Below are 23,841 nucleotides of genomic sequence, written 5' to 3' on the forward strand. Positions count from 1 at the left end.
GCCGCGATAGAGCGCGGGCCTGCATGGGCTTGCGACGTCGTTGCGTTGGCGCGGTCGCGGCTTGCGCCGCTGCTACCCCGACACTGCGCACGCTCAGGCCGCGCGCCGCTCCTGGCGCAGGGCGCCGCGATAGCGCCGGCTGCACGGGATGCGGGTGCCGTCGCTCATGGTGATGCGCGCATCGCCGCTTTCCAGCGGCTCGATCTCGCCGACGCAATCCAGATTGACCATGTAGCTGCGGTGCACGCGCACGAAGCGGGCCGGATCGAGTTGGGTCTCGATACCGGCCATGGTCGTGCGCAGCGGATAGTCGCGGCCGCGCAGATGCAGGTTGACGTAGTTGGACGAGGCCTGCAGCCATTCGACCTCGGCCGCGGCGATCAGGAACTCCTTGCCGAGCTTGCGCACCAGGAAGCGTTCCGGCCGTTCCGCCACGACCGGCTCGGGCATGTCGTCGGCGACGGTCAGCACGCTGGCCTCGCCCTGCCACCGCCGCAGCAACAGGCGATAGGCCTCGATCCACAGGACCATATAAGTGTAGGAACGCACGTCCTTGAGGTATTCGTAGACGTATTCGGTCGCCCAGGGGCTGAAGTCGTAGCTTTCGCCGAAGCCGACGTAGATCGCCTTGCGGATCGCCACCATGCCGGTCACGTGCGCGACCGACCAGGCCACGCTGCCGAGCAGGTGCAGGGCTAGGGCGCGGCGCCAGGTATCGACATGGAACGGGACCCGGCGCGTATACCAGACCAGGGCCGGCACCAGCGCCAGCGCGACCAGGCAACTGCTGCCCTCCCACACCGGTGGCGCCCAATTCGGGATGTCGAGGCCGGCCCGACGGATGTCCATCAAGGTAGTCAGGCTGCCGGCGACCGCATTGACCCCGAACAAAACCACCCAGGCCAGGACCTCGACCGTGCGGCGCCACGGCTGAAAGCGGTCCCAGGCGCTCGGCGGGACCGTCGGATGGGTGGGGGGAATGGCTGCGGCGCCGGAGTCGGCCGCATGGATCGGGGAAACGTCGTCGCTCATGCGCGCATTCTCGCCCGGCGGCCGTCCAACGCGACGACCGGTCGTCCCCCGGGACCGCGATTCGTCCCCCCGGACCGCCACCGGTCACCCCGGCCTCGCTCGCAAACGCCCGGCGCCACAGGCTTGCGGCTCCGCCACTGCCGTGACCGCCCATGCAACGCCGATACGACATCGACGCCCTGCGCGCCCTCGCCTTCGCCCTGCTGATCCTCTATCACTGGGCCATGCTCTACGTCGCCGACTGGGGCTGGCACCTCAAGAGCACCCACCTGTCGGAGACCCTGCAACTGCCGATGCTGTTCGTGAACCGCTGGCGCATGGACCTGATCTTCCTGATCTCCGGCCTGTCGGTGCATTTCCTGTTGCGCGGTACTTCGCTCGGCCGCTTCCTGCTCCAGCGCAGCTGGCGGTTGCTGCTGCCGCTGACCTTCGGCTGCCTGGTGGTCGTGCCGATCCAGCCCTATGCCCAGGGCGTGGCGAACGGCCTGGTCGAGCCGGGCTTCGTCGACTTCCTGTTGCGCTATTACCGCTTCCAGCCCTGGCCGGCGGAGGCCTTCGACGGCTGGGAGTACGGCTTCACCTGGAACCACCTGTGGTACCTGGTCTATCTGTGGGTCTACACCCTGGTCTTCGCGGCGGTGTTGCCGTTGTTCCGCAATAGCCATGGCCGCCGCGCCCACGCCGCGCTGGCGAGATTGCGCGGCTGGAAGTTGATGACGCTGCCGGCGCTGCCGTTGGCGCTCGGCTCGATCCTGCTGCAGCCGCATTTCGAGGAGACCGGCGACCTGATCCACGACTGGTACCGCCATGCGATCTATTTCAGCGTGTTCCTCTACGGCTACTGGCTCGGCAACGAGGCCGGGCTATGGCAGGAATTGCTGCGCTTGCGCCGCCGCACCCTGGGCTGGGCGCTGGGCCTGTTCGCTGTCTATCTGGCGATGATCCGGCTGTTGCCCGACGAGGTGCCCGACAGCGTGCAATACGCGATCTGGACGATGCGCAGCCTGTACATCTGGACCGCGATCTGCGCGATCCTGGGCTGGTCGCACCATCTGCTCAACCGCCCGTTCCGTTGGCTGCCCTGGGCCACCGAAGCGGTCTATCCCTGGTACGTGCTGCACCAGAGCTTGATCGTGCTGATCGCTTACTGGGTGCTGCCGCTCAAGTTCGACGCAGGGGTCGAGCCGGCCATCGTCCTGGTCGGCACGGTGCTCGGCTGCTGGGTGCTGCACGAGGCGATCCGGCGCGTGCCCTGGCTGCGGCCTTGTTTCGGTTTGAAGGCGAAACGTCGTGGACGGCCGCAAGCCGCGATATCGAGCGACGGCCTGCCGCGGCCGGTGGCGGAAGCCGTGTGATCGCCGCTAGCTGAGAGGGCGCGCCGGCTTCGGAGTAGGAGCGGCGCAAGCCGCGACCACGTGGCTTCGACCGCCGGCGCGGTCGCGGCTCGCGCCGCTCCTACCCGGTGAAGCCTGCGGCAGTCATTGAGCGATTCGGTCGGAAGCGTTCCGCAGCGGCCGCAGAGACCGCTCGATCGCCGAGTACTACACGGCGCGCCGGCTTCGGGGTAGGAGCGGCGCAAGCCGCGACCACGTGGCTTCGGCCGCCGGCGCGGTCGCGGCTCGCGCCGCTCCTACCCGATGAAGTGCAGCGCTCGCTTCAGGCCAGCGCTTTCTCGATGTCGGCGGCGATCGATTCTGGCTTGTCGGTCGGCGCATAACGCTTGATCACGGCACCGTCGCGGCCGACCAGGAACTTGGTGAAATTCCACTTGATCGCATCGATGCCGAGGAAGCCGCCCTTCTCGTCCTTGAGCCACTTCCACAGCGGATGCGCCTGGTCGCCGTTGACGTCGACCTTGGCGTACAGCGGGAAGCTCACCTCGTAGGTCAGCGAGCAGAATTCCTTGATCTCGGCCTCGTTGCCGGGTTCCTGGTGACCGAACTGATCACAGGGGAAGCCCAGCACCTCGAAACCGCGCGCGGCATAGTCGCGCTCGAGTTTTTCCAGACCGGTGTACTGCGGAGTGAACCCGCATTTCGAGGCGACGTTGACGATCAGCAGCACCTTGCCGCGATAGCGGTCGAGCGACTGGTTCTGACCGTCGATGTCGACGGCGGAGAAATCGTAGGCGGTGGTCATCGCGGGGACTCCCTGGGGACTGGACGCACCATAGCGCTTCGCGATGGCGGTGTCTGGGGCTGGATCCCCCTTGGCGACGGAAGCCGCAATGCAGTGCGGATATTCGCAGGGCCGTCACGCTTTTCAAGCCGCCTCCGGTCCACAACCCGCTTCCGTCCTCCCGGTAGTGCCGTGGTCCTTCTTGCCGTCATCCCCGCGAAGGCGGGGGTGAGTGGATGCCGCATGCGAGCCTCTGGCTCGCGCATCCACTCACCCCAAAAAACGAACGGCCCGCACAGGGCGGGCCGTTCGCAACATCACATGCAGGCTCGGATCAGAACGAAGCCTTGAACTCCGCACCGACGATGCGCGGGTCGTTGACGAAACCGACCAGGTTGTTGAAGTCGATGCCGCCGACCGCACGCTTCTCGTTGAGGATGTTGCGGCCGTACAGAGCCACGTCGTAACGGCCGTTATCCCACTGGTAGCCGATGCGCAGGCCGCCTTCGAGCAGGTCCTTGCCACGGAACTCGCGGGCTTCGTACAGGAAGAAGTTCACTTCGCTGCGATACGCCCAGTCGGTGTAGACGTAGAACTCGTTGCCGTTGGCGAGCGGCAGGCTGTAGCGCGCGGTGACGTTATAGACCCACTTCGGCGCCTGCGGCAGCGGATTGCCGTCGATCGCCGCGAGGGTCTGGCCGTTGCGCACCACGGTCGGGTCGGTGACGGTGCAGCCGCCGCCGCAGGGAGCCACGAACAGGTTGCTGTCCTGGATCTCGGTGTCGTTGTAGCTGGCGCCGAAGGTGACCATCAGGTTATCGGTCACGTAGGCGTCGAGGTCGACTTCCACGCCCTGGCCGAGGGTCTTGTCGGCATTGACCAGGATGGTCTGGTTGAGCGCGCCGCCGACCGCGTTGAGCTGCTGGTTGTCGACGGTGTAGCGGAACAGGGCCACGCCGAGACGTGCGCGCTTGTCCCACAGGTCGGCCTTGAGGCCGGCCTCGTACGAGATCACCTTCTCGGCGTCGGCGACCGACGGCTGCGGCGGCGTCTGGAACAGCAGGCGGCCCTGGATGCTGGGCGCGCGGAAGCCCTTGGCGATGCGCGCGTACAGATTGATGTCCGGGGTGGCCTGGAACACGCCGCTGATGTCCCAGCTGACGTCGTCGACGTCGGTGCGGACCTTGAACGGGCCCGATACCGGCGCACCGAACGGCGCGCTCTGCAGCACGCTGGCGCTGAAGTCCTTCTTGTCCTGGGTGTAGCGCAGACCGCCGCGCAGCTTGAAGCGCTCGGTCACGTCGTATTCGAGCGAACCGAACGCGGCCCAGGCCTTGTTGCGCTGCTTCTGCTGGGCGTGACCGGCCTGCACGCCACCGGCGAGGCTGTCGTAGTTGAGGCTGTCGACGGTGATGTCTTCGTCGAAGTAGAACAGGCCGGCCTGCCAGTTGAGCGGGCCCGCATAGCTCGACTCGATGCGGAATTCCTGGGTCCACTGGCGGTGGTCCGGCAGGCCGTCGGCCGACTCGGCGGCGAACGGAATGCCGACCGGGGTGCTGCCGCCGGGCAGGAACATCGCGCCGACGCCGCCATCGATGTCGCCGCGGCTCAACGAGTCGGCGGTTTCGTAACCGGTGATCGAGTACAGGGTCAGGTCGTTCGGCAGTTCCCAGCTCAGGCGCGCGCTGGCGCCGTAGCTGTCGAGCTTCTGCGAGTTGCGGCCGTCGATGCCGACCTCGTCGATATCGAAACCGTCGACGAAATCGTTCGTGCCCTTCTTGAACAGCATGGCGCGAAACAGACGCGCGGTGCCATTGAGGTGGCGCGAGTGGACGTTGAACAAGGCGTTGAAGGTGTCGCTGCCGTCGTACTGCAGCTGCAGGCGCACGGCGGATTCGTCGTAGCCTTCGAGTTCGCCGTTGCTGCGCGCGTTCGGATTGGTGTTGGTGACCCAATCGTCGCGGCGCTGGTACATCGCCGACGCGCGGGCCGACCAGTTGGCGCTCAGCGGGCCGCTGATCGCGCCTTCGAAATTGGTGGTGCCGTAGGTGCCGTAGGACACCTGGCCGTAGCCTTCGAGCTCGCGGGTCGGCTTGGCCGACTCGAACTTGACCACGCCGGCCGGGGTGTTGCGGCCGAACAAGGTGCCCTGCGGGCCGCGCAGCAGTTCGACGTTCTCCAGGTCGAACACCGGGAAGCCCTTCAGCAGCGGGTTCTCCAGGACGATGTCGTCATAGACCAGCGAGACCGGCTGCGAGGCGTTGAGGTCGAAATCGGTGTTGCCCAGGCCGCGGATGTAGAAACGCGGGAAGGCGCGGCCGAACGAGGACTCGATGTTGAGGCTCGGCAGGCGGCCGGACAGGAAGCGGATGTCGCCGCCGCCGGAGCCCAGCACGTGCAGCTTCTCGCGGTCGACCGTGGTCAGCGCGACCGGGACATCCTTGGCGCGTTCGACCTTGCGCTGGGCGGTGACCATCAACGCGTCGAGGGTCTTGGCCTCGCCTTCGGCGGGCGCGGCCGCGGCGGGCGCAGGGTCTTGAGCGAAGACCGAGGCGGAAGCGAGGGTCAGGCCGATAGCGACGGCCAGGGCGTGACTACGGGGCGCAGGGCTGCGAAGAGCACGCAAGTGCTGGAACATGGTCGGGTTTCTCGATGGACGCGGCGCGTGGGGCGCCAGTTCGTGGGAAACCGCCGCCGCCATGCTCCCTCGGGCACGCGCGTACGGCGATGGGCGATCGGACCGTCCCTTGACGGCCGTGGCGCGGACTGCCCGCGCCGGTGGCGGCTCATTGACCGGCGAATGTTACCAAACCATTAAAGAGTCGGTGCTCGAATGGGCTTTCCGGCCGATCGGCGGGACTCGGGGCTCGGGACTTGGGACTTGGGACTTGGGACTCGGGACTCGGGACTTGGGACTTGGGCCTCGGGATTCGGGGCTTGGGATTGGGACGGCTGGGGCTTGGGCGAGTTTCAGGCTCCATGCGGCCTCTTTGAGGAGCCGCGTGGCGATCAAAAGCAAATCCCCCCTGCCCCCCCCTTTTTCAAAGGGGGGAACTCTTCGGCAGGTTTCGAAGGGGCTTTTCGCCTGGCTCCCGGGGAACTCTTCGGCGGGTGTCGAAGGACGGGTCTTCGGCCGATCCCAAAGGGACGCTCGGGTAGTTTTGAAGAAGCCGCCGAACCATGGCCCCCTTTGACAAAGGGGGCTAGCGCACGGCGCATCGGGCCGAAGGCAGGGATCTGTAGCGCGGGGGATTTGCTGTTGCGCGCTCGCTTGCGGCGTTGTCCGAAGCAACAGCAAATCCCCCCTGCCCCCTTTCACAAAGGGGGGACGCTTCGGGTTGGATTCGTCGCGGGCCATATGCCGCGACCCGTTTCGCTACGACGTACGCTCGCGCTTACTTCGCCGCGGCCACCTTGGCCGGTGCGGCGAAGGGCTTCACGCCCAGGGCGTCGTAGACCTCGCTCGGGTAGTAGGCGGTCTCGCCCTGCAGCACCAGCGAGACCTTGCGGATGTCGGCGATGTCGCGGGTCGGGTCGCCGTCGATCAGGATCAGGTCGGCGCGCTTGCCGGCCGTCACCGAACCGCGGTCGTCGAGCACGCGGGCGACCTTGGCGGCATTCCAGGTCGCGACCTGCAAGGCCTGCGACGGGGTCAGGCCGGCACGCACGTACAAGGCCAGCTCGTGCTGCAGGGTGAAACCGGGCACTTCGTCGGTGCCGGCCAGCAGCGGCACGCCGGCCTTGTAGGCGCGACCGACGAACTCGACCGCCTTGGCGTAGGACTTGTTGTAGCGCGCGGCGGTCGCGTCGTCGGGGATGTTCATCTCGGCCGAACGACGACCGCGCTGCACGTCGGGCGGCAGATGATCGGCGATGCCGTCGACGATCGGCGACAACTCGCCGTCGCGCTGATGCAGGAACTCGAACGTCGCCAGGGTCGGGTCGATCGCGATCTGCTTCTTCGCCAGGGTCGCGATGAAGTCCTGCACCGGCTTGGAATCCAGGTCGAGGTCGGCGGCCTTGTCGGCGACCAGGTAGAAACGCTGCAAGGTGCGGGTGTCGGTCTTGTCGTCGACGAAGAAATTCAACAGCAATTGATTGATGTGCTGGACTTCGTCGTAGCCCTGGTCGACCACGTCCTGGGCGCGCATGAACGCCGGCACGTGGCCGCTGACGCGCAGGCCTTTGCTGTGCGCATAGGCCGCGGTCTCGCGCAACAGTTCCTTCGGGAACGAGTTGTAGATCTTGACCTGCGGATAGCCGTTGGCGGCGTACCAGTCGACCGCCGACTTGGCGCCGGCGATGTCCTTGATGACGAAGCCGTTGCGCGCCGAGAAGTTGCTCTCGCCCTCGATGAAGCCGGCCGGCACCACGTTCGGCGACAGCAAGGTGCCCGCCTTGATCTCGCCGATCATCTGCTGCAGGGTCGCGTTGTCGTTGCCCATGTCGCGCACGGTGGTCACGCCGGCGGCGATGTTGAGGCCGCCGTCCCAGCGCGACAGGTGGCCGTGCATGTCGAACAGGCCCGGCATCAGCACGCGGCCGCCGCCGTCAACGCTGCGGTCGTACTTCAGCGCAGCCGCGGCCTTGCCGACCGAGACGATCTTGCCGTCGGCGACGACCACGTCGGTGGCCTCGCCGAGCTGGGCCTTCTCGCTGTCGAACACGCGCACGTCGCGCAGCAGGGTGGTGCCGCCGAAACGGTGGCCGAGTTTCTGCCTCAGGTCCACCAGCAGCTTGCCTTCGGCGGCCTTCTGCCGGGTTTCCAGGGCAGTGGCGTTGCTCTGCCAACCCTCTTCGATCAACTGCAGATAGCCGGGATAGATGAAGGCGAACAAGCGCGGTTCCGCGCCGGTGGTGGCCCAGGCGAAGTTCGGGGTGAAACCCTGCCCGGTCATCGCCAGCAACTGCACCTTTTCGGTCTTGCCGTCGCGGGTGACCTCGGCCTCGTCGATCTTGCGCGCGCTCAGGCTGCCGTTCGGCAGCAGCGGCAGCTTGCCGTCGCTGCGCTTGGCCAGCGCGTTGAGGACCACCGAAAAACCGGCCGGGGTGCCGCCGAGCGGTGCGTACAGACCGGGGCCGGACACGGTCGCCTCGCCCGAATCGGACAGCGACTTCCACACCGCCTTGTCGCCGTCGCGGCGGAAGCTCTCGTCGACTTTCGCGCCGAAGGTCGAGGTGCCCTGGACCTGGTAGGTCCGGTAGGTGCCGTCCTTCGCCAGCGTGTAGGTTTCCTTGAGCTCGGGGCCGCGACCGTTGTCCTTGAAGATGAAATCGACCGTGGTGGTGCCGTCGTCGGCGCGGGTCACGACCTGCTGGCCGGCCTGCTTGCCGCCGTCGACCAGGGCCAGATAACGCGTGGTCTCGGCCGCGAACGCACTGGCGGCAAAACCCGAGGCGAGACAGACCGCCAGCGCCAGGCGGGCGACGCGGGGCAGGCGCGATGCGCGCAGGGTCGAACGGGAGATCGGCAGTTGAGGCATCGGATCGTGCTCCGGAAGAATGGGTGAGACTTGGGAAAGAAGCCTGGGCAGGCCGTCAGTCGTGATGGGTGACCATCAGGACGTAACCGTCCGGGTCGCGGACCCGGAACTCGCCCTTGGGTCGGTAGAACGGATAGGCCATCGCGCCCGCGTCGATGCCGGCGGCGAGCACGCGTTCGCGCATCGCCGCGACGTCGTCGCAATACACGTAGAACAGCACGGCCTGCACGGTGTCGTCGACCGGCCCGTCGGCCAGCACCAGCATCAGCTCGGCGCCGCCAGGGCTGTGCAGCGAGGCCCAGACCGGGTCGTCGCCGCAGGAGGGCTCGTAGTGGGCGTTGCCGATCGCGAAGCCGAAGGTGGCGTAGAAGGCTACCGCGCGCGGCACCTGGGCGACGTGCAGCATCGGCACGAAACGCTGTGCGCTCGGCGCCGTCATGAGGTCCGTCCTGGCACCCGTCCTGTGTGTCGGCCGCTGCGCGCCATCGCCCCGCTCCCTGGTGAACTGCGCCGGAGTGTAAACCCGTCGCCGCCGGCGAACCTGGTCCCTTGGTCATGCTTTGCCCCGCCTCATGGGCCGGTCCCGGGCGGCCATGCCTTTCGTCACGGGCCGCCCCGGCCCGGGGTCGGTTAGGCTTTAAGGTTCCTATTGACGAGGTTCCGCACGATGAAGCATCCCCTCGCGCTGGCGTTGGCCGTGGCCCTGTTCGCCACCGGTACCAGCCTTGCCCACAATGCCCAGGCCCAGACCAAAGCAGACCAAGCCGTGACCGCCAACGCTCAATCGCACGCGAACCCGTTCTTCCAGGAGAGCCCGCTGCCGCTGCAGTTCCCGCAGTTCGACAAGATCAAGGACGCCGATTTCGCGCCGGCCTTCGATCGCGGCATGGCCGACCAGCTCAAGGAGATCGACGCGATCGCCAACAGCGCCGACGCGCCGAGCTTCGACAACACCATCCTGGCGCTGGAGCGTTCGGGCCGCATCCTCGCCCGCTCGACCTCGACCTTCTTCAACCTGATGAGCACCGACACCAACCCGGTGCGGCAGAAGCTCATGCAGGAATACGCGCCGAAGATGTCGGCGCACCGCGATGCGATCAACCTCAATCCCAAGCTGTTCGCGCGCATCAAGACCCTGTACGGCCAGCGCGACTCGCTGGGCCTGGACGCCGAGGGCGTACGCCTGGTCGAGCGTTACTACACCGACTTCGTGCGCGGCGGCGCCAACCTCGGCGATTCGCAGAAGACCCGGCTGAAGGCGATCAACGCCGAGCTGGCCGAGCTGGGCGCCAAGTTCAGCGAGAACGTGCTCGAAGAGGTCAAGGACTCGGCCATCGTCGTCGACAGCAAGGCCGAACTCGACGGCCTGTCCGACGAGCGCATCGCCGCCGCGGCCGAAGCGGCCAAGGCGCGCAAGCTCGAAGGCAAGTACCTGCTGACCCTGCTCAACACCACCGGCCAGCCGCCGGAAACCGACCTGACCAACCGCGCCCTGCGCGAAAAGCTGCACAAGGCTTCGGTCGCGCGCAACAGCCGCGGCAATGCCTTCGACAACACCGAGCTGGTGTCCAAGGTCGTCACCCTGCGCACCGAGCGCGCCAAGATGCAGGGCTACCCGAACTACGCCGCCTACGTGCTCGAGGACGAGACCGCCAAGAACCCCGAGGCGGTCAACAGCATGCTCGGCCAGCTCGCCCCGGCCGCGGTCGCCAACGCCAAGCGCGAAGCCGCCGATCTGCAGGCGATGATCGACAAGGAACAGGCCGCCAAGGGCGAGAAGAGCTTCCAGCTCGAGCCCTGGGACTGGGCGTTCTACGCCGAGAAGGTGCGCAAGGAAAAGTTCGCCTTCGACGAAGCCCAGCTCAAGCCCTACTTCGAGATGAAGAACGTGCTCGAGAACGGCGTGTTCTACGCCGCCGGCCAGCTCTACGGCCTGAAGTTCAAGCAGCGCACCGACCTGCCGCTGTACCGCCCGGACACCAGCGTCTACGACGTGTTCGACGCGAACGGCAAGCAGTTGGCGATCTTCATCGCCGACATGTACTCGCGCGACTCCAAGCGCGGCGGCGCCTGGATGAACTCCTACGTCGACCAGTCGGAACTGTTCGGCACCCTGCCGGTGGTGGCCAACCACCTCAATATCCCGGCGCCGCCGGCCGGCAAGCCGACCCTGATGACCTGGGACGAGGTCACCACCATGTTCCATGAGTTCGGCCATGCCCTGCACGGCATGTTCTCGAACGTGAAGTACCCCTACTTCTCCGGCACCAGCGTGCCGCGCGACTTCGTCGAGTTCCCCTCGCAGGTCAACGAGATGTGGGCCGACTGGCCGTCGGTGCTGGCCAACTACGCCAAGCACTACCAGACCGGCGAGCCGATGCCGAAGGAACTGCTGGACAAGGTCCTGGCCGCGTCCAAGTTCAACCAGGGCTTCGCCACCACCGAATACCTCGGCGCGGCCATGCTCGACCAGAACCTGCACCAGATCGGCGACGCCGCCCAGGTGCCGAAGGCCAAGGACGTGATGGCCTTCGAGACCGCCTCGCTGAAGAAGGACGGCATCTACTACACGCCGGTCCCGCCACGTTACCGCACCCCGTACTTCAGCCACATCATGGGCGGCTACGCGGCCGGCTACTACGCCTACATCTGGTCGGAAGTGCTGGACGCGAACACGGTGGAATGGATCAAGCAGCACGGCGGCCTGACCCGCGAGAACGGCGACCGCTTCCGCGCCACCCTGCTCTCGCGCGGCGGCAGCAAGGACGCCCTGCAGCTGTTCCGCGATTTCTCCGGGCATGAGCCCAAAATCCAGCCCCTGCTGGAGCGCCGCGGCCTGACCGCTCCGGCCACCGGCGAGCCCAAGAATAAATAATTCAGGCTAGCCCCCGGCTTTTTGCCAACCAAGGCCGCCCACCTGTCCGGTGGGCGGCCTTTTTGTCGTTGGAAGGCACATAACCACCGTTATCACGATCTAAAGATTTCCAAGGAAATTACGCACTTTCGACGAAGCTCGACTTATGTCACATTCGGTCCAAGTGGAGCCCAACTAACCTGATTTTGGATATCGACCGCGTCGTCGCGCGCAAGCGCAACGGCAGGAAGTTCGATCAACAGGGGACATCAGGATGGCCGCCATCTCCGTGGTCCAAGCTGCAAGCTCGTCCGGCACCAGTTCCAACCGCAACGAACGACGCATCGCGCTGGTCGAACGCGACCCGTTGTTGAGACAACAGATCCTGCACTCGCTGCAGATGCGCCAGTTCGCGGTCGTCGAATGCGCGAACGCCACCGCGCTATACCGCAACCTGCTCAGTTCGCCCTGCGATATCGCAGTGATCGCCAGCGACCTGCCCGACGACAATCCGCGCACGGTCGCGCTGCACCTGCGCCAACATTCCGACATCGGCATCGTCATGCTCGACGCCGATGCCGACAGCAGCCGCCACGCCGAGTCGTATCACGAGATCGCCGACGCCTGCTTCGCCAAGCCGGTCGACCTCGACGGACTCGCCGCGGTCATCACCGCGATGCACAGCCTGCAACACCACATGCGCGCCATGCCCACGCGCAGCAGCGCCGGCTTGAGCGAGTGGGAACTCGCGCTCGACGGTTGGACCCTGCGCACGCCCGACGGATCTTCGATCGACCTCAGCGCACCGGAACGCAGTGTGCTTTTGCGTCTGGTCAACACCGGCGCCGGCGGCCATCCGGTTTCGCACGACAGTCTGATCGGCTCGTTGACCAGCGACGTCTACGATTTCGATCCGCACCGCCTGGAAATGCTGATCTATCGTCTGCGCAAAAAAGTCGCGCTGATGAGTCCCTTGCCGTTGCCTCTGCGCGCCGTGCGCGGCATGGGTTATCTGTGCACCATCGTGCGCGCGAACAACTGAATAGTCATTGCGGACTTTCATAGCAGCCGCAGGGGGCGGCTGACGTCGAGAACTGTGCAATTTCACACATTCGCTTGCGTGAGCGCACGTGAGTGAAGGTGATGCTGCATGAGTGTATTGCGTAGATGGGCTACCTAGCCTGCATCAGCCGATGGCTGCCGCGCCAGCGAACGCGTCAGCAGTGATACCCGGGGACGAAAAACGAATCGCGGCCCAGCGGCCGGCTTGCATGCGCTTCGTCTCGCGCTATCGATCGGCTCACCGCATCGATCGTAGACGGAGACTGTTGCCATGAATCAGCGCGACACGCAGAACGGAATTCTTCTGACCACTGCACCGGCATCCACGCGCGAAACCCGAATGACGCGCACGCCTTTGTTCCGACTGACCACGTGCTGGTGCCTCGCGCTGAGCCTGGCGGCCACGCCCTTGCTCGCCAGCGCCGCCGAAGACGGCTCGGCGCTGTCCGTACCCACGATCGAAATCGGCGACGAAACCTCGTCCTCCTCCGGCGAACAACCGACCACCAGCGATGAATTGCTCGACGAGGAAGCGCCGCTGCTGCCGCTGGTGTTCGACGGCATACCCAACAGTTCCACCTGGGATTCGATGGCGTTCGACGATGGCGGCATGGCCTCGCCGATGAGCGTGATCCAACCGCCCGACCCGGCCAACAACAGCCTGCCCGGCATCAGCGCCTACCTCAGCAACTGGCTGCTCGGCAACGACTACCAGGCCTGCGGCCTGCTCGGCAGCGGCTGCCTAACCATCGACCGCGCCAACTTCAACTATTCGTATCTGTCGCTGATCCTCAACCTGGTGCAGGCGCCGAACGTGCTCGACCTGGACGGCAACCAGCCCGCGAACCATTTGACCCTGATCGGCGCGGTGCAGTCCGACAGCTACATCCAGTTCCAGGACAGCAACTACACCGGCAACAACAACAACGCCTCCTGCATCATCATCGGCCTGGCCTGCACCTGGCGCACCAATGCCGCGCAGAACAACCAGGTCATCATCGGCGACGGCAGCTACGCCAACGGCTCCAACACCATCGTCATGGGCACCAACGCGCGCCATCAGCTGCCGACCGTCACCGCGGCCTCGCAAGGCTTCACCGGCGGCCCCGACACCAACTACGCCGCGCGGCTCGGCAACTCGGTGCTGATCGGCGACAACACCTTCGGCAACGCCAACCGCCAGACCATCCTCGGCTTCGGCGCGACCTCGACCCACGCCAACAGCGTCGCGCTCGGCGCCGGTTCCAGCACGGTGGTCGGCGCCCAGGCCGGCTATACCGCGTTCGGCCTGGTCGCGCCGCAAACCTCGGCCGGCGAACTCTCGATCGGTGCGGCCGGCGCGACCCGCTAGCTCACCAACCTCGCCGCCGGCAGCCTCGGCACCGACGCGGTCAACGTGGCCCAGTTGCAGGGCGCGCTGGCCAACGCCGCGGCCGATCCGTTCGCGGTCAAGTACGACGACCTCGGCGGCAGCCCCGACTTCGGCAACGTCACCCTGCAGGGCGCAGGCGGCACCATCGTCTCCAACCTCGGCGCCGGCGTCATCGCCGCCGGCAGCACCCAGGCGGTGAACGGCAGCCAGATCTTCGCGATCAGCCAATCCAACGCGCAGCGCCTCGGCGCCGGCGCCTCGGTCGCGGCCGACGGCACCGTCACCGCACCGAACTTCATCATCGACGGCAACGGCTACAACAACGCCGGCGACGCCTTCGCCGCGGTCAACGCCGGCATGGCCAATGCCGACGCCTTCGCCGTGCAGTACGACGACGACGGCAGCGGCAACCCCGACTATGGCCGGGCCACCCTGCGCGGCCCGGCCGGCACCGGCACGGTGATCGGCAACCTCGCCGCCGGCCAGATCGCCCCAGGCAGCCTGGAAGGCGTCAACGGCGGCCAGATCTTCGGCATCGGCAGCTCGGTGGCGAACCTGCTCGGCGGCGGCACGGTGTTCAACATCGGCGGCACCTTCACCGCGCCGAACTACGTCATCGCCGGCAACAGCTACAACAACGTCGGCGCCGCGCTGACCGCGCTCGACGGCGGCCTGGCCGGCAGCAACGCCTTTGCCGTGCGCTACGACGACGACGGCAGCGGCAATCCGGACTACGGCAACGTCACCCTGCAAGGCCCGGCCGGCACCGGCACCGTGATCGACAATCTCGCCGGCGGCCAGATCGCGGCCGGCAGCCTGCAGGCGGTCAACGGAGGCCAGTTGTTCAGCCTCGGCACCTCGACCGCGGCACTGTTCGGCGGCGGCGCCACCTTCAACGTCGGCGGCGGCTTCACCGCGCCGAACTACGTCATCGGCGGCAACACCTATAACGATGTCGGCGCGGCGCTGAGCGCGCTCGACGGCGGCCTCGCCGGCAACGACGCCTTCGCCCTGAAGTACGACGACGACGGCAGCGGCAACCCGGACTACACCCGCGCCACCCTGCGCGGCCCGGCCGGCACCGGCACCACCCTGGACAACGTCGCCAACGGCCAGATCGCCGCCAGCAGTCTGGAAGCGGTCAACGGCGGCCAGGTGCAGAGCTTCGGCGACGGCATCGCCACGATCTTCGGCGCCGGCGCCAGCTTCAGCGGCGGCGTTTTCGGCGCACCGAGCTTCACCGTGCAAGGCGGCAGCTACCAGGACGTCGGCGCCGCTTTCGCCGCGGTCGACGCCAGCCTGACCAACATCAACAACCGCATCGACAACCTGCCGCCGGGCAGTACGCCCGAACCGCGCATCGCCATCGACGGCACCGGCAACGCTACGGTCGGCGCCGGCACGCGCGCGATCGCCGCGGGCGCCAGCGCCAGCGCGATGGGCCAGCACGGCGTCGCGATCGGCGGCGACGCCTACGCCGCCGGCGACAACGACACCGCGGTCGGCGGCAACGCCCGCGTCAACGCCGACGGCAGCACCGCGGTCGGCGCCAACAGCAGCATCTCGGCGAGCGCGACCAATGCGGTCGCGGTCGGCGAAAGCGCCAGCGTGACGGCGTCGGGTGCGGTCGCACTCGGCCAGGGCGCGGTGGCCGACCGCGCCAACACGGTCTCGGTGGGCACCGCCAGCGCGCAGCGCCAGATCGTCAACGTGGCCGCCGGCAGCCAGGACAACGACGCGGTCAACGTCGCCCAATTGCGCTCCTCGCAGGCCGGCACGGTGCGTTACGACACCAACGTCGACGGCAGCGTCAACACCACTCAAGTGACCCTCAACAACGGCGGCGGCTCGGTGCAGATCCGCAACGTCCGCGCCGGCACCTCCAACACCGATGCGGTCAACGTCCAGCAGCTCAACGAGGGCGTCAACCGCGCCATCACCACCTCCAACCAGTACACCGATAACTGGGGCAACGGGCTGCGTCGCGAGATCGGCCAGCTCGACGACAAGGCCAGCGCCGGCGTCGCTTCGGCGATGGCGGTCGCGGGGCTGCCGCAGTCGTACATGCCCGGCAAGAGCATGGCGGCGATCGCGGCGAGCTCGTTCCGCGGCGAAACCGGCTTCGCGATCGGCGTCTCGACGATCAGCGAGGACGGCCGCTGGGTCTACAAATTCTCCGGCAACAGCAACTCCAAGGGCGATGTCGGCGTGACCGTCGGCGCCGGCCTGATGTGGTGAGCCCGGAAACCTGACCTCCCCCCGGCGACCGCGCGCGCCCCGCCGTGGTACGCCAGGCCGCCCGAAGCGATTCGGGCGGTCTTCTTTTGCGATAAGCACCCCGTCGCCGCGGAACCCGCACCTTGGATCGCCGCCGCATCGCCGCCATCTAGGCTTCAGCCCCGCCCCCTCTGCGAACGCCCCACGAATGACTTCGAACACCGCCGCCGATACCCGAGATACGCACGCCGCCGCGCAGGCCTTGTACGAGTGGCTGCGGCCGCACCGGCGCGTGTTCGTGCTGACCGGCGCCGGCCTCAGCACCGGCTCGGGCATTCCGCATTACCGCGACGAGAACGGCGCCTGGCAGCGCAAACCGCCGATCGATTTCCGCGCCTTCGTCGGCGATGCCCGCGCGCGTGCCCGCTACTGGGCGCGCAGCTTCGTCGGCTGGCCCTCGTTCGCCGGCGCGCGGCCGAACAGCGGCCACCAGGCATTGGCGCGCTGGCAGGAACGCGACGGCCCGCATGCGCTGGTGACCCAGAACGTCGACGGCCTGCACGCGCGCGCCGGCAGCCGCGACGTGGTCGATCTGCATGGCTGCCTGGACGAGATCGTCTGCCTCGACTGCGGCGTGCGGCGTGCGCGCGAAGCCGTGCAGGCCGAGTTGGCCGAACGCAATCCGGACTGGATCGATCTGGGCGCGGCGGTCCTGCCCGACGGCGACGCCGACCTGGAAGGCCTGGAATTCGAGCGCTTCGCCATGCCGGTGTGCGAACACTGCGGAGGCATGGTCAAGCCCGACGTGGTGTTCTTCGGCGAAAACGTGCCGCGTGCGCGCGTCGCCGCGGCCCAGCAGGCCCTGGCCGAGGCCGACGCGATGCTGGTGATCGGCTCGTCGCTGATGGTCTATTCGGGCTTCCGCTTCGCCCGCGCCGCGCGCGAGGCCGGCCTGCCGCTGGCCCTGCTCAACCGCGGCGTGACCCGCGCCGACGACATCGCCACGCTCAAGCTCGAAGCCGATTGCGCGGCGACTTTGCAGGCGGCGTTGGGGTGAGTTGGGGTTCGGGACTCGGGACTCGGGACTCGGGACTCGGGACTCGGATGATGATGCCGCCGACTGCAGGAGCGGCATGAGCCGCGACCAACCGAAGTAATTAACGCCAGCGCCATAACCGAAGCCCGGATAATCGGTTTTTTGTTTTCATACGTCGCAGCCCCGCCTGCAAACGAGGACGTGGCATCTCACCGCTTCGCCTATCGGGGCTTACATCCCTCCTACACAAGCCGCGCGGCGGCAATCAGGGCATCGGGCGCTGGAGGTTAACGCCAGCGCCGTAACCGAAGCCCGGATAATCGACGTTTGTTCTTTCGCATGTCACAGCCCCGGGCTGCGGACGAAGACGTGATATTTCACCGCTTCGCTGTGTCGCGGCTTGCGCCGCTCCTACCCCAAAGCGCCGGCACGGCGGCGCTCAGGGCGTCGGACGCCGATCGATCCGGCTGTGTTCGAGAAACAGCTTGCGCGCGGCCACGCCGATGTCGGGTTGGTCGATGAAGAAACCCTGCACGCCCAGGCTGTAGAGCTGCAGCGCTTCGCCGAGCGCGCTCTGGGCCACGCCGTTGGCGGTTTCGGTCAGGAAGGGTTCCTCGGCGCGCACGGTGTACGGATGCACTTGCAACCCGAGTTGCAGGGCGCGGCCCAGCACCGGATGGACAAAGCCGGTATTGCGCGTCGCCAGCACGGCGTGGCCGTCGCCGTCGGCATCGCGCTTGGCCGGCAAGGCCACGCGCGGCAGCAGGCTGCTCTTGGACGGGCCCAGGCCGGCGACGTAGTGGGTCCGCATCCAGCTCAGCGCCGCGGTTTCGGTCAGCGCCGCATAACCGGTGCCGGCGCCGATGCCGCCCGGGAGCGCCGCGCCGAGGTCGCCGTAGATCGCGCCCAGGTCGCTGCCGTGCGCGAGGTGATAAACGAAGTCATAGGGGCGGTCGCGCTCGAAGTCGCCGTACAACTGCACCAGCGGCAGGTCGATGCCGGCCTTCGGCAGGATCGTGCGCTTGAGTTCGATCAGGTTGGCGACTTCGAAACTCTGGATATAGACCCGGGCCGGGTCGGTGAAGCCCTCGGCGACCAAGGTCTGCACCAGCTTTTCGCCGAGCGAGACGTGGATCGGGGTGCCGTCGATGCGCTTGCCTTCGAGGGCGAACCAGGTCGGATGCTTGGTCTCGGGATAAATGCCGATGACGCGGCCGTCGCGGCTGTGCTGCTTGGCCAGGGCGATCACTTCGCGCAGGGTCGCGATCTCGAACTGGCCGTCGAAGCGTCGGTTGCCTGGACGGATCTGCGGGATGCGTTCGCGCGCGCGCAGGGTCTTGAGCTCGGCCAGGGTGAAGTCTTCGGTGAACCAGCCGGTCAGGGTCTCGCCGTCGATGACCTTGCTGACTCGGCGGTCGGCGAACTCGGGGTGGTCGGCGACGTCGGTGGTGCCGGAGATCTCGTTCTCGTGGCGCACCACCAGTTCGCCGTCGCGGGTCGCGACCAGGTCCGGCTCGATGAAGTCGGCGCCCTGCTGGATCGCCAGCCGATAAGCCTCGAGCGTGTGTTCGGGGCGATAGCCGCTGGCGCCGCGGTGGGCGATCACGATCAGGCGCGGAGCGGCGGCGGTGTGCACGGCGGACGAAGGCTCCGGGGCGGCGACGGGGGCGGCGTCCGCAGCCGCGCAGGCCAGCGCGCCGCAGACGATCCAGGCCAGTCTAAGAGATGTCATGCGCTTCACCGATCGATTCTCCACAAGTTCGTGTGCATCCGTGTATGTCCGTGCGGGTCCATGCCGGTCCGCGTGCCGCCTCGAGCGTTCGCGAGCCGGCGCCATGGCCGCCAGCACAGGTGCGAAGGCCGCGCCCGACCCGCCATCATCCGGCCCGGGCATTGCCGCGATTTGACGATCCGGCCCCAGAACGGTCCCGTATTGAGGCGCGACCCGCCGCAGCCGCTATGATGCGGCGATCATTCGGGGAGAGCGTTCGATGAGCCTGGTGGCCAAGGTATTCCGGCACAAGTCGGTGGAACAACTGCAGGCCGAGGCCAGCAAGCGTACGGATTTCCGCCGCGTACTCGGGCTCTGGCAGCTCACCGCGATCGGCATTGGCGGCATCATCGGGGTGGGCGTATTCGTTCTCGCCGGCCACGAAGCCGCGACCAACGCCGGCCCCGCCGTCGCCCTCGCCTTCCTGCTCGCCGGCATCGCCAGCGCCGCCGCGGCGCTGTGCTATGCCGAATTCGCCGGCATGATCCCGGTCACCGGCAGCGCTTATACCTACAGCTACGCCACCCTCGGCGAATTGCCGGCCTGGCTGATCGGCTGGGACCTGTTGCTCGAATACGCGCTGATCGTGGCGGTGGTCGCGATTGGCTGGTCCGGCTATGTGCAGGCCTTGCTCGGCAGCGCCGGCTTCCATCTGCCGGTCTGGGCGCAAGGCGCCATCGGCACCGGCGAAGGCCGGGTGTTCAACCTGATCGCGGCCCTGGCCACGCTCGGCGTGTCGGCGCTGCTGGTGTTCCGCACCGAATGGGGCGCGCGCTTCAACACCCTGATCGTCGCGATCAAGGTCGTCGCAGTGGTGCTGGTGATCGGCGTCGGCGCGTTCTACATCGACCCGGCCAACTGGGTGCCGTTCATCCCCGAGCGCGTCGTCGACGCCAACGGGGTCGGCCACTTCGGCCTGCAGGGCGTGGCGACCGCCGCCGCGGTGGTGTTCTTCGCGGTGTTCGGCTACGACACCCTGACCACGGCTGCCGAGGAGTCCAAGAACCCGCAACGCGATCTGCCGCGCGCGGTGCTGCTGTCGCTGGGCGTGTCGATGGCGCTGTACCTGGCGGTGTCGCTGGTGCTGACCGGCATCGCGCCCTATACGACCCTCGGCGGCGACGCCCCGGTCTCGGAAGCCTTCACCCGCCTCGGCCTGCCGTGGATCGCCGCGGCCATCTCGATCTCGGCGGTGATCGGCATCGCCAGCGTGCTGTTCGCCTTCATGCTCGGCGCGGCGCGCATCTGGTTCTCGCTGTCGCGCGACGGCCTGCTACCGGGCTGGTTCGCCAAGATCCATCCCAAGTACGGCACGCCGCACCGCCCGACCATCGTGCTGGGCGTGTTCACCGCGCTGGTCGCCGGCTTCCTGCCGATCGGCGAGGTCGCCAAGCTGGTCAACATCGGCGTGCTCTCGGCCTTCATCATCATCTGCGCCTCGGTGTGGGTGCTGCGCGTGCGCAAGCCCGACCTGCACCGCGCCTTCCGCACCCCGCTGGTGCCGCTGATCCCGCTGATCGGTATCGCGTTTTCGATCTGGCTGCTGTCCGAGCTCGCCGCGATCACCTGGCTGATCTTCCTGATCTGGGTCAGCCTGGGCCTGGTGGTGTATTTCGCCTACGGCATCCACCACAGCAAGCTGGCGGCCGAGGTGCAGGAGTGAGTTGAGAGGAGTGAGTTGAGAGGAATGAGTGGAGAGGACTGAGGAGTGAGTAAGGGCAAGAGCGGCTTTTCGCTCACTTCTCACTCCTCCCCATTCACTGCTCGTTCCTCCTGCTCACTTCTCGCTTCACCTGGGCGCGACGTAACCGCCCGGTACGCCTTCCGGCGACAGCACCAGCTGCCACAGCTGCGCATGGCGGCTACGGAAGGTCGCCATCGACGCGGCCAGGTAGAACCGCCACATGCGCCGGAAGCGCTCGTCGTAGCGCGCCGCATCCAGATGCTCCCAGCCGCGCTCGACGTTGTCGCGCCAAGCCTGCAGGGTCAGGTCGTAGTCGGCGCTGAAGTTGTGCCAGTCCTCGATCACGAAACGGTCTTCGACGTGCTCGGCGATCTGCATGGCCGAGGGCAGCATCGAGTTCGGGAAGATGTACTTGGCGATCCACGGGTCGGAATGGGTGACCGAGCGGTTGCCGCCGATCGTGTGCAGCAGGAACAGGCCGTCGCGGCCGAGGCAGCGCCGGGCGACGTCGAAATAGACGTCGTAGTTCTTGACCCCGACGTGCTCGAACATGCCCAGCGAGAACACCCGGTCGAAGGGCTCGTCGAGCTCGCGGTAATCCTGCAGCCGGAATTCCAGCGGCAGCCCGGCGCAGAGTTCCCCGGCCAGATCGGCCTGCTCGCGCGAAACGGTCACGCCGACCCCGCGGATGCCGTAGCGTTCGGCGGCGAACTTCAAGGCCTCGCCCCAACCGCTGCCGATGTCGAGCACGCGCATGCCGGGGCGCAGGCCGAGCTTGCGGCAGACCAGGTCGAGCTTGGCCTCCTGGGCCGCGTCCAGGTCGCGCAGCGGCTGGCCGCTTTCGTCGCGCCAATAACCGCAGCTGTAGACCAGGCGCTTGCCGAGCATGGCCCGGTAGAGGTCGTTGCCGAGGTCGTAATGGCGCTCGCCGATGGTGAAGCTGCGGCGGTGGCTCTGCAGATTGACCAGGTGGGCACGCAGGCCGTCGAGAATCGCCGCCCAGCCGTGGACCTGCTCGTCGACATGGGCGCGCATCAGGCGCACCAGCATCTCGTCGAGCGAATCGGTATGCCACATGCCGTCCATGTAGGATTCGCCCAGGCCGAGCGAACCTTGCGCCATCACCCGGGAGTAGAACTCGTCGTCTTCGACCCGGATGTCCCAGGGCCGTTGGCCGCCGACGCGCACGTCGGCCAGTTCCAGCAACCCTTCGACTCGTTTACGCAGCGACGCAACGGACATTTCGGCCTCGGCTCGTTCGTTGAAACGCACGGCACTGCCTGCGGGCCACGACGATGGGCGGACCCGCGCTCTTCCTGAGACGACGCTCCTGGGCAAGACCTTCGTACCGCCGTGCCGCATCGCCGGCACGATAACAAACGCCGCGCCGCGCGTTGTGCCGGGCTTGGCCGTTTCGCGCGGCGCTCAGCCGATGTTCGTCCACCCAGGCACGGCGGCGGCGACGCTCAACCGCCGCCGCTGAACATCGCACGGTACTGCGGCGCCAGATGCGGCAGCAGCGCCGAGGCCGGCACTTCCACGGTCTGGGTGCCGTCCGAGTACGGCCCGACCTCGTAGGGAGCGAACACGAACTTCAGCCCGCTGAGCTTGCCGTCGGCGGCCTTGACCGGTTCGAACATCGCGAAGTTGGCCGGATCGGCCGCGGTGCCGTCGTCGATCATGCGGCCGCCGGTCTCGATCTGTTCGGCGCGCACCGCCGGGGCCAGGTCGTCGGCGTCGATGCGCTGCGACAGAGCCGAATGCAGCTGTTCGCGGACGTAGCGCGAAATCGCATCCCAGCCTTGTTTCTGCGGCACCAGTTCGGCGGCGGTGAGCTGCTTGTTCTGCTTGGGCAGCCAGACGAAGCGCGCGATCAGCGGCGCGGCATGGGCGCCGCCGGTGTAGCTGCTGCCGTCGGCGGACACCGCGACCAGGTCGGGGGTGTCGAGGAGGTCGTTGAAGGTCAACGACAACTCGTACGGCGACGGGTTCTCTTTCGCGGTGCGTCCGTTGGCCGACTCGATCAGCTCGGCGCGCGCACGGTCGGCGTAGGCCTTGAGTTCTTTCGCCAACCCCGGGTATTTCGCCGCCTGGGTGTCGTAGGTGATGCCGACCACGTAGTTCGGCGTGGTCTCGACGACTTCCTTGAGCTCGATCGGTGCGTCCGCGACGGCGACCGGCGCCGGCAAGGCCGCACCCGGATCGGCCGGCGCGACGCCCGGCGGCGGCGAGGCTTCTTTCTTGCAGGCGGCCAGGGCCAGGGCCAGCAGGGAGACGGCGATGACACGCTTCATACAGCAATCCTTTTGGCAGACGTCCATGGTCGTTTCGCGCGACATTATCGCGCAAAGCGTGACGTCTACATCTAGATCGCCTTCGGTCCGCCGCTGTGCGCGGCGCCGTTCACCACTCGTTGCGCTGAGGCAGCAGCCCTTGCAGTTCCTGGTCGGTCAGGTTGCGCCATTGGCCGGGCTTGAGATGGCCCAGCTTGACGTTGCCGATGCGGGCGCGCAGCAGTTGCTTGACCCGGAAACCGAAGTGCGCCGCCATCAGGCGGATCTGCCGGTTCAAGCCCTGCACCAGCACGATGCGGAAACCGAAGCGGCCGAGCTTGCCGGTCTTGCACGGCAAGGTGGTCTGGCCATGGATCGGCACGCCGCGGCCCATGCCGCGCAGGAACTCGGGGGTGACCTCGTGGTTCACCGCGACCAGGTATTCCTTTTCCAGCTTGTTCTCGGCGCGCAGGATCTCGTTGACGATGTCGCCGTTGCTGGTCAACAGGATCAGGCCTTCGGAATCCTTGTCGAGGCGGCCGATCGGGAAGATGCGGCGCTCGTGGCCGACGAAGTCGACGATGTTTTCCTTGACCGTCGACTCAGTGGTGCAGACGATGCCGACCGGCTTGTTGAGCGCGATGTAGACGTGCTGGCGCTTGCCCTTGACCACCGCGCGCGCGCGCAGGACCTCGCCGTCGATGCGGACCTCGTCGCCCTCGCCGACTTCCGCGCCGATGCCGCCGCGCATGCCGTTGACGGTGACCCGGCCTTCGGCGATCAACCGGTCGGCCTCGCGGCGCGAGCAGAAACCGGTGTCGCTGATGTGTTTGTTCAGACGCATAAAGACAGGATGCCGGAAACCGGCAGCAGACGGGCGAAGGGCGCGTAGGCTGGCACAGCCGCGCCGGCTTGGCGACCCCCGGCCGCGCTCGGTTC

16 protein-coding genes and 1 pseudogene are annotated in these 23,841 nt (G+C 67.2%); 8 read left to right on the forward strand and 9 right to left on the reverse strand.

What is annotated here, in order from left to right; all coding sequences use genetic code 11:
* Positions 1–93: 93 nt before the first annotated feature.
* Positions 94–1,032: a LytTR family DNA-binding domain-containing protein gene (locus ACTOWK_RS01125; protein WP_441328374.1), complete on the reverse strand. Its 939-nt coding sequence runs from the start codon at positions 1,030–1,032 to the stop codon at positions 94–96.
* A gap of 152 nt (positions 1,033–1,184) precedes the next feature.
* Here ACTOWK_RS01125 and ACTOWK_RS01130 point away from each other — a divergent pair, with 152 nt between their 5' ends.
* Entirely contained in the window at positions 1,185–2,387 is a 1,203-nt protein-coding gene (locus tag ACTOWK_RS01130) for an acyltransferase family protein (RefSeq protein ID WP_441328375.1), read from the forward strand.
* 301 nt (positions 2,388–2,688) lie between these two features.
* Here the strand turns inward: ACTOWK_RS01130 and ACTOWK_RS01135 are convergent, their stop codons facing one another.
* The 4 genes from ACTOWK_RS01135 to ACTOWK_RS01150 form a co-directional block, all read right to left on the reverse strand.
* Positions 2,689–3,171 carry a glutathione peroxidase gene (locus ACTOWK_RS01135; protein WP_441328376.1) on the reverse strand — a complete coding sequence of 161 codons (483 nt, stop codon included), beginning with the start codon at positions 3,169–3,171 and terminating at the stop codon, positions 2,689–2,691.
* Positions 3,172–3,484: 313 nt separating this feature from the next.
* A complete protein-coding gene (locus tag ACTOWK_RS01140; protein WP_441328377.1) occupies positions 3,485–5,788 on the reverse strand; it encodes a TonB-dependent receptor in 2,304 nt (767 codons plus the stop codon).
* A 757-nt stretch (positions 5,789–6,545) separates the two neighbouring features.
* Complete coding sequence (locus tag ACTOWK_RS01145) at positions 6,546–8,633, reverse strand: amidohydrolase family protein (RefSeq protein WP_441328378.1); 2,088 nt, start codon at positions 8,631–8,633, stop codon at positions 6,546–6,548.
* Positions 8,634–8,688: 55 nt separating this feature from the next.
* The gene (locus ACTOWK_RS01150) at positions 8,689–9,072 is read right to left on the reverse strand and encodes a VOC family protein (protein ID WP_441328379.1); all 384 of its coding nucleotides are present in this window, start codon (positions 9,070–9,072) and stop codon (positions 8,689–8,691) included.
* A 228-nt stretch (positions 9,073–9,300) separates the two neighbouring features.
* Here ACTOWK_RS01150 and ACTOWK_RS01155 point away from each other — a divergent pair, with 228 nt between their 5' ends.
* The 6 genes and pseudogenes from ACTOWK_RS01155 to ACTOWK_RS01180 all read left to right on the forward strand — a co-directional run bounded on the left by ACTOWK_RS01155 (position 9,301) and on the right by ACTOWK_RS01180 (position 17,195).
* On the forward strand, positions 9,301–11,508 hold the full coding sequence (locus tag ACTOWK_RS01155; protein WP_441328380.1) for a M3 family metallopeptidase: 2,208 nt from the start codon (positions 9,301–9,303) through the stop codon (positions 11,506–11,508).
* Between the two features lie 253 nt (positions 11,509–11,761).
* Positions 11,762–12,529: a response regulator transcription factor gene (locus ACTOWK_RS01160; protein WP_441328381.1), complete on the forward strand. Its 768-nt coding sequence runs from the start codon at positions 11,762–11,764 to the stop codon at positions 12,527–12,529.
* 291 nt (positions 12,530–12,820) lie between these two features.
* Positions 12,821–13,900 (forward strand): hypothetical protein, encoded by a 1,080-nt coding sequence (locus tag ACTOWK_RS01165; protein WP_441328382.1) that lies wholly within the window; start codon positions 12,821–12,823, stop codon positions 13,898–13,900.
* Between the two features lie 15 nt (positions 13,901–13,915).
* A pseudogene (locus ACTOWK_RS01170) lies at positions 13,916–13,972 on the forward strand (hypothetical protein); the annotation flags it as partial.
* A gap of 306 nt (positions 13,973–14,278) precedes the next feature.
* Positions 14,279–16,159, forward strand: a complete 1,881-nt coding sequence (locus tag ACTOWK_RS01175) for a YadA-like family protein (RefSeq protein ID WP_441328650.1) — start codon at positions 14,279–14,281, stop codon at positions 16,157–16,159.
* Positions 16,160–16,346: 187 nt separating this feature from the next.
* The gene (locus tag ACTOWK_RS01180) at positions 16,347–17,195 is read left to right on the forward strand and encodes an NAD-dependent protein deacetylase (RefSeq protein WP_441328383.1); all 849 of its coding nucleotides are present in this window, start codon (positions 16,347–16,349) and stop codon (positions 17,193–17,195) included.
* Between the two features lie 418 nt (positions 17,196–17,613).
* On the opposite strand, the gene ACTOWK_RS01185 is transcribed toward ACTOWK_RS01180, so the two are convergent.
* A complete protein-coding gene (locus ACTOWK_RS01185; RefSeq protein WP_441328384.1) occupies positions 17,614–18,906 on the reverse strand; it encodes a glycerophosphodiester phosphodiesterase family protein in 1,293 nt (430 codons plus the stop codon).
* Between the two features lie 259 nt (positions 18,907–19,165).
* Between ACTOWK_RS01185 and ACTOWK_RS01190 the strand changes: the two genes are divergently transcribed.
* The gene (locus ACTOWK_RS01190) at positions 19,166–20,608 is read left to right on the forward strand and encodes an amino acid permease (RefSeq protein WP_441328385.1); all 1,443 of its coding nucleotides are present in this window, start codon (positions 19,166–19,168) and stop codon (positions 20,606–20,608) included.
* Positions 20,609–20,734: 126 nt separating this feature from the next.
* Here ACTOWK_RS01190 and cfa read toward each other — a convergent pair whose 3' ends face one another.
* From cfa to ACTOWK_RS01205, 3 genes are all read right to left on the reverse strand, one after another.
* A complete protein-coding gene (gene cfa, locus ACTOWK_RS01195) occupies positions 20,735–21,871 on the reverse strand; it encodes a cyclopropane fatty acyl phospholipid synthase (RefSeq protein WP_441328386.1) in 1,137 nt (378 codons plus the stop codon).
* A 224-nt stretch (positions 21,872–22,095) separates the two neighbouring features.
* A complete protein-coding gene (locus tag ACTOWK_RS01200) occupies positions 22,096–22,923 on the reverse strand; it encodes a DUF3298 domain-containing protein (protein WP_441328387.1) in 828 nt (275 codons plus the stop codon).
* A 109-nt stretch (positions 22,924–23,032) separates the two neighbouring features.
* Positions 23,033–23,746, reverse strand: a complete 714-nt coding sequence (locus tag ACTOWK_RS01205) for a pseudouridine synthase (protein ID WP_441328388.1) — start codon at positions 23,744–23,746, stop codon at positions 23,033–23,035.
* Between the last annotated feature and the right edge of the window lie 95 nt (positions 23,747–23,841).

The organism is Lysobacter sp. CA196, assembly GCF_052078695.1.
Taxonomy (GTDB): Bacteria; Pseudomonadota; Gammaproteobacteria; order Xanthomonadales; family Xanthomonadaceae; genus Lysobacter.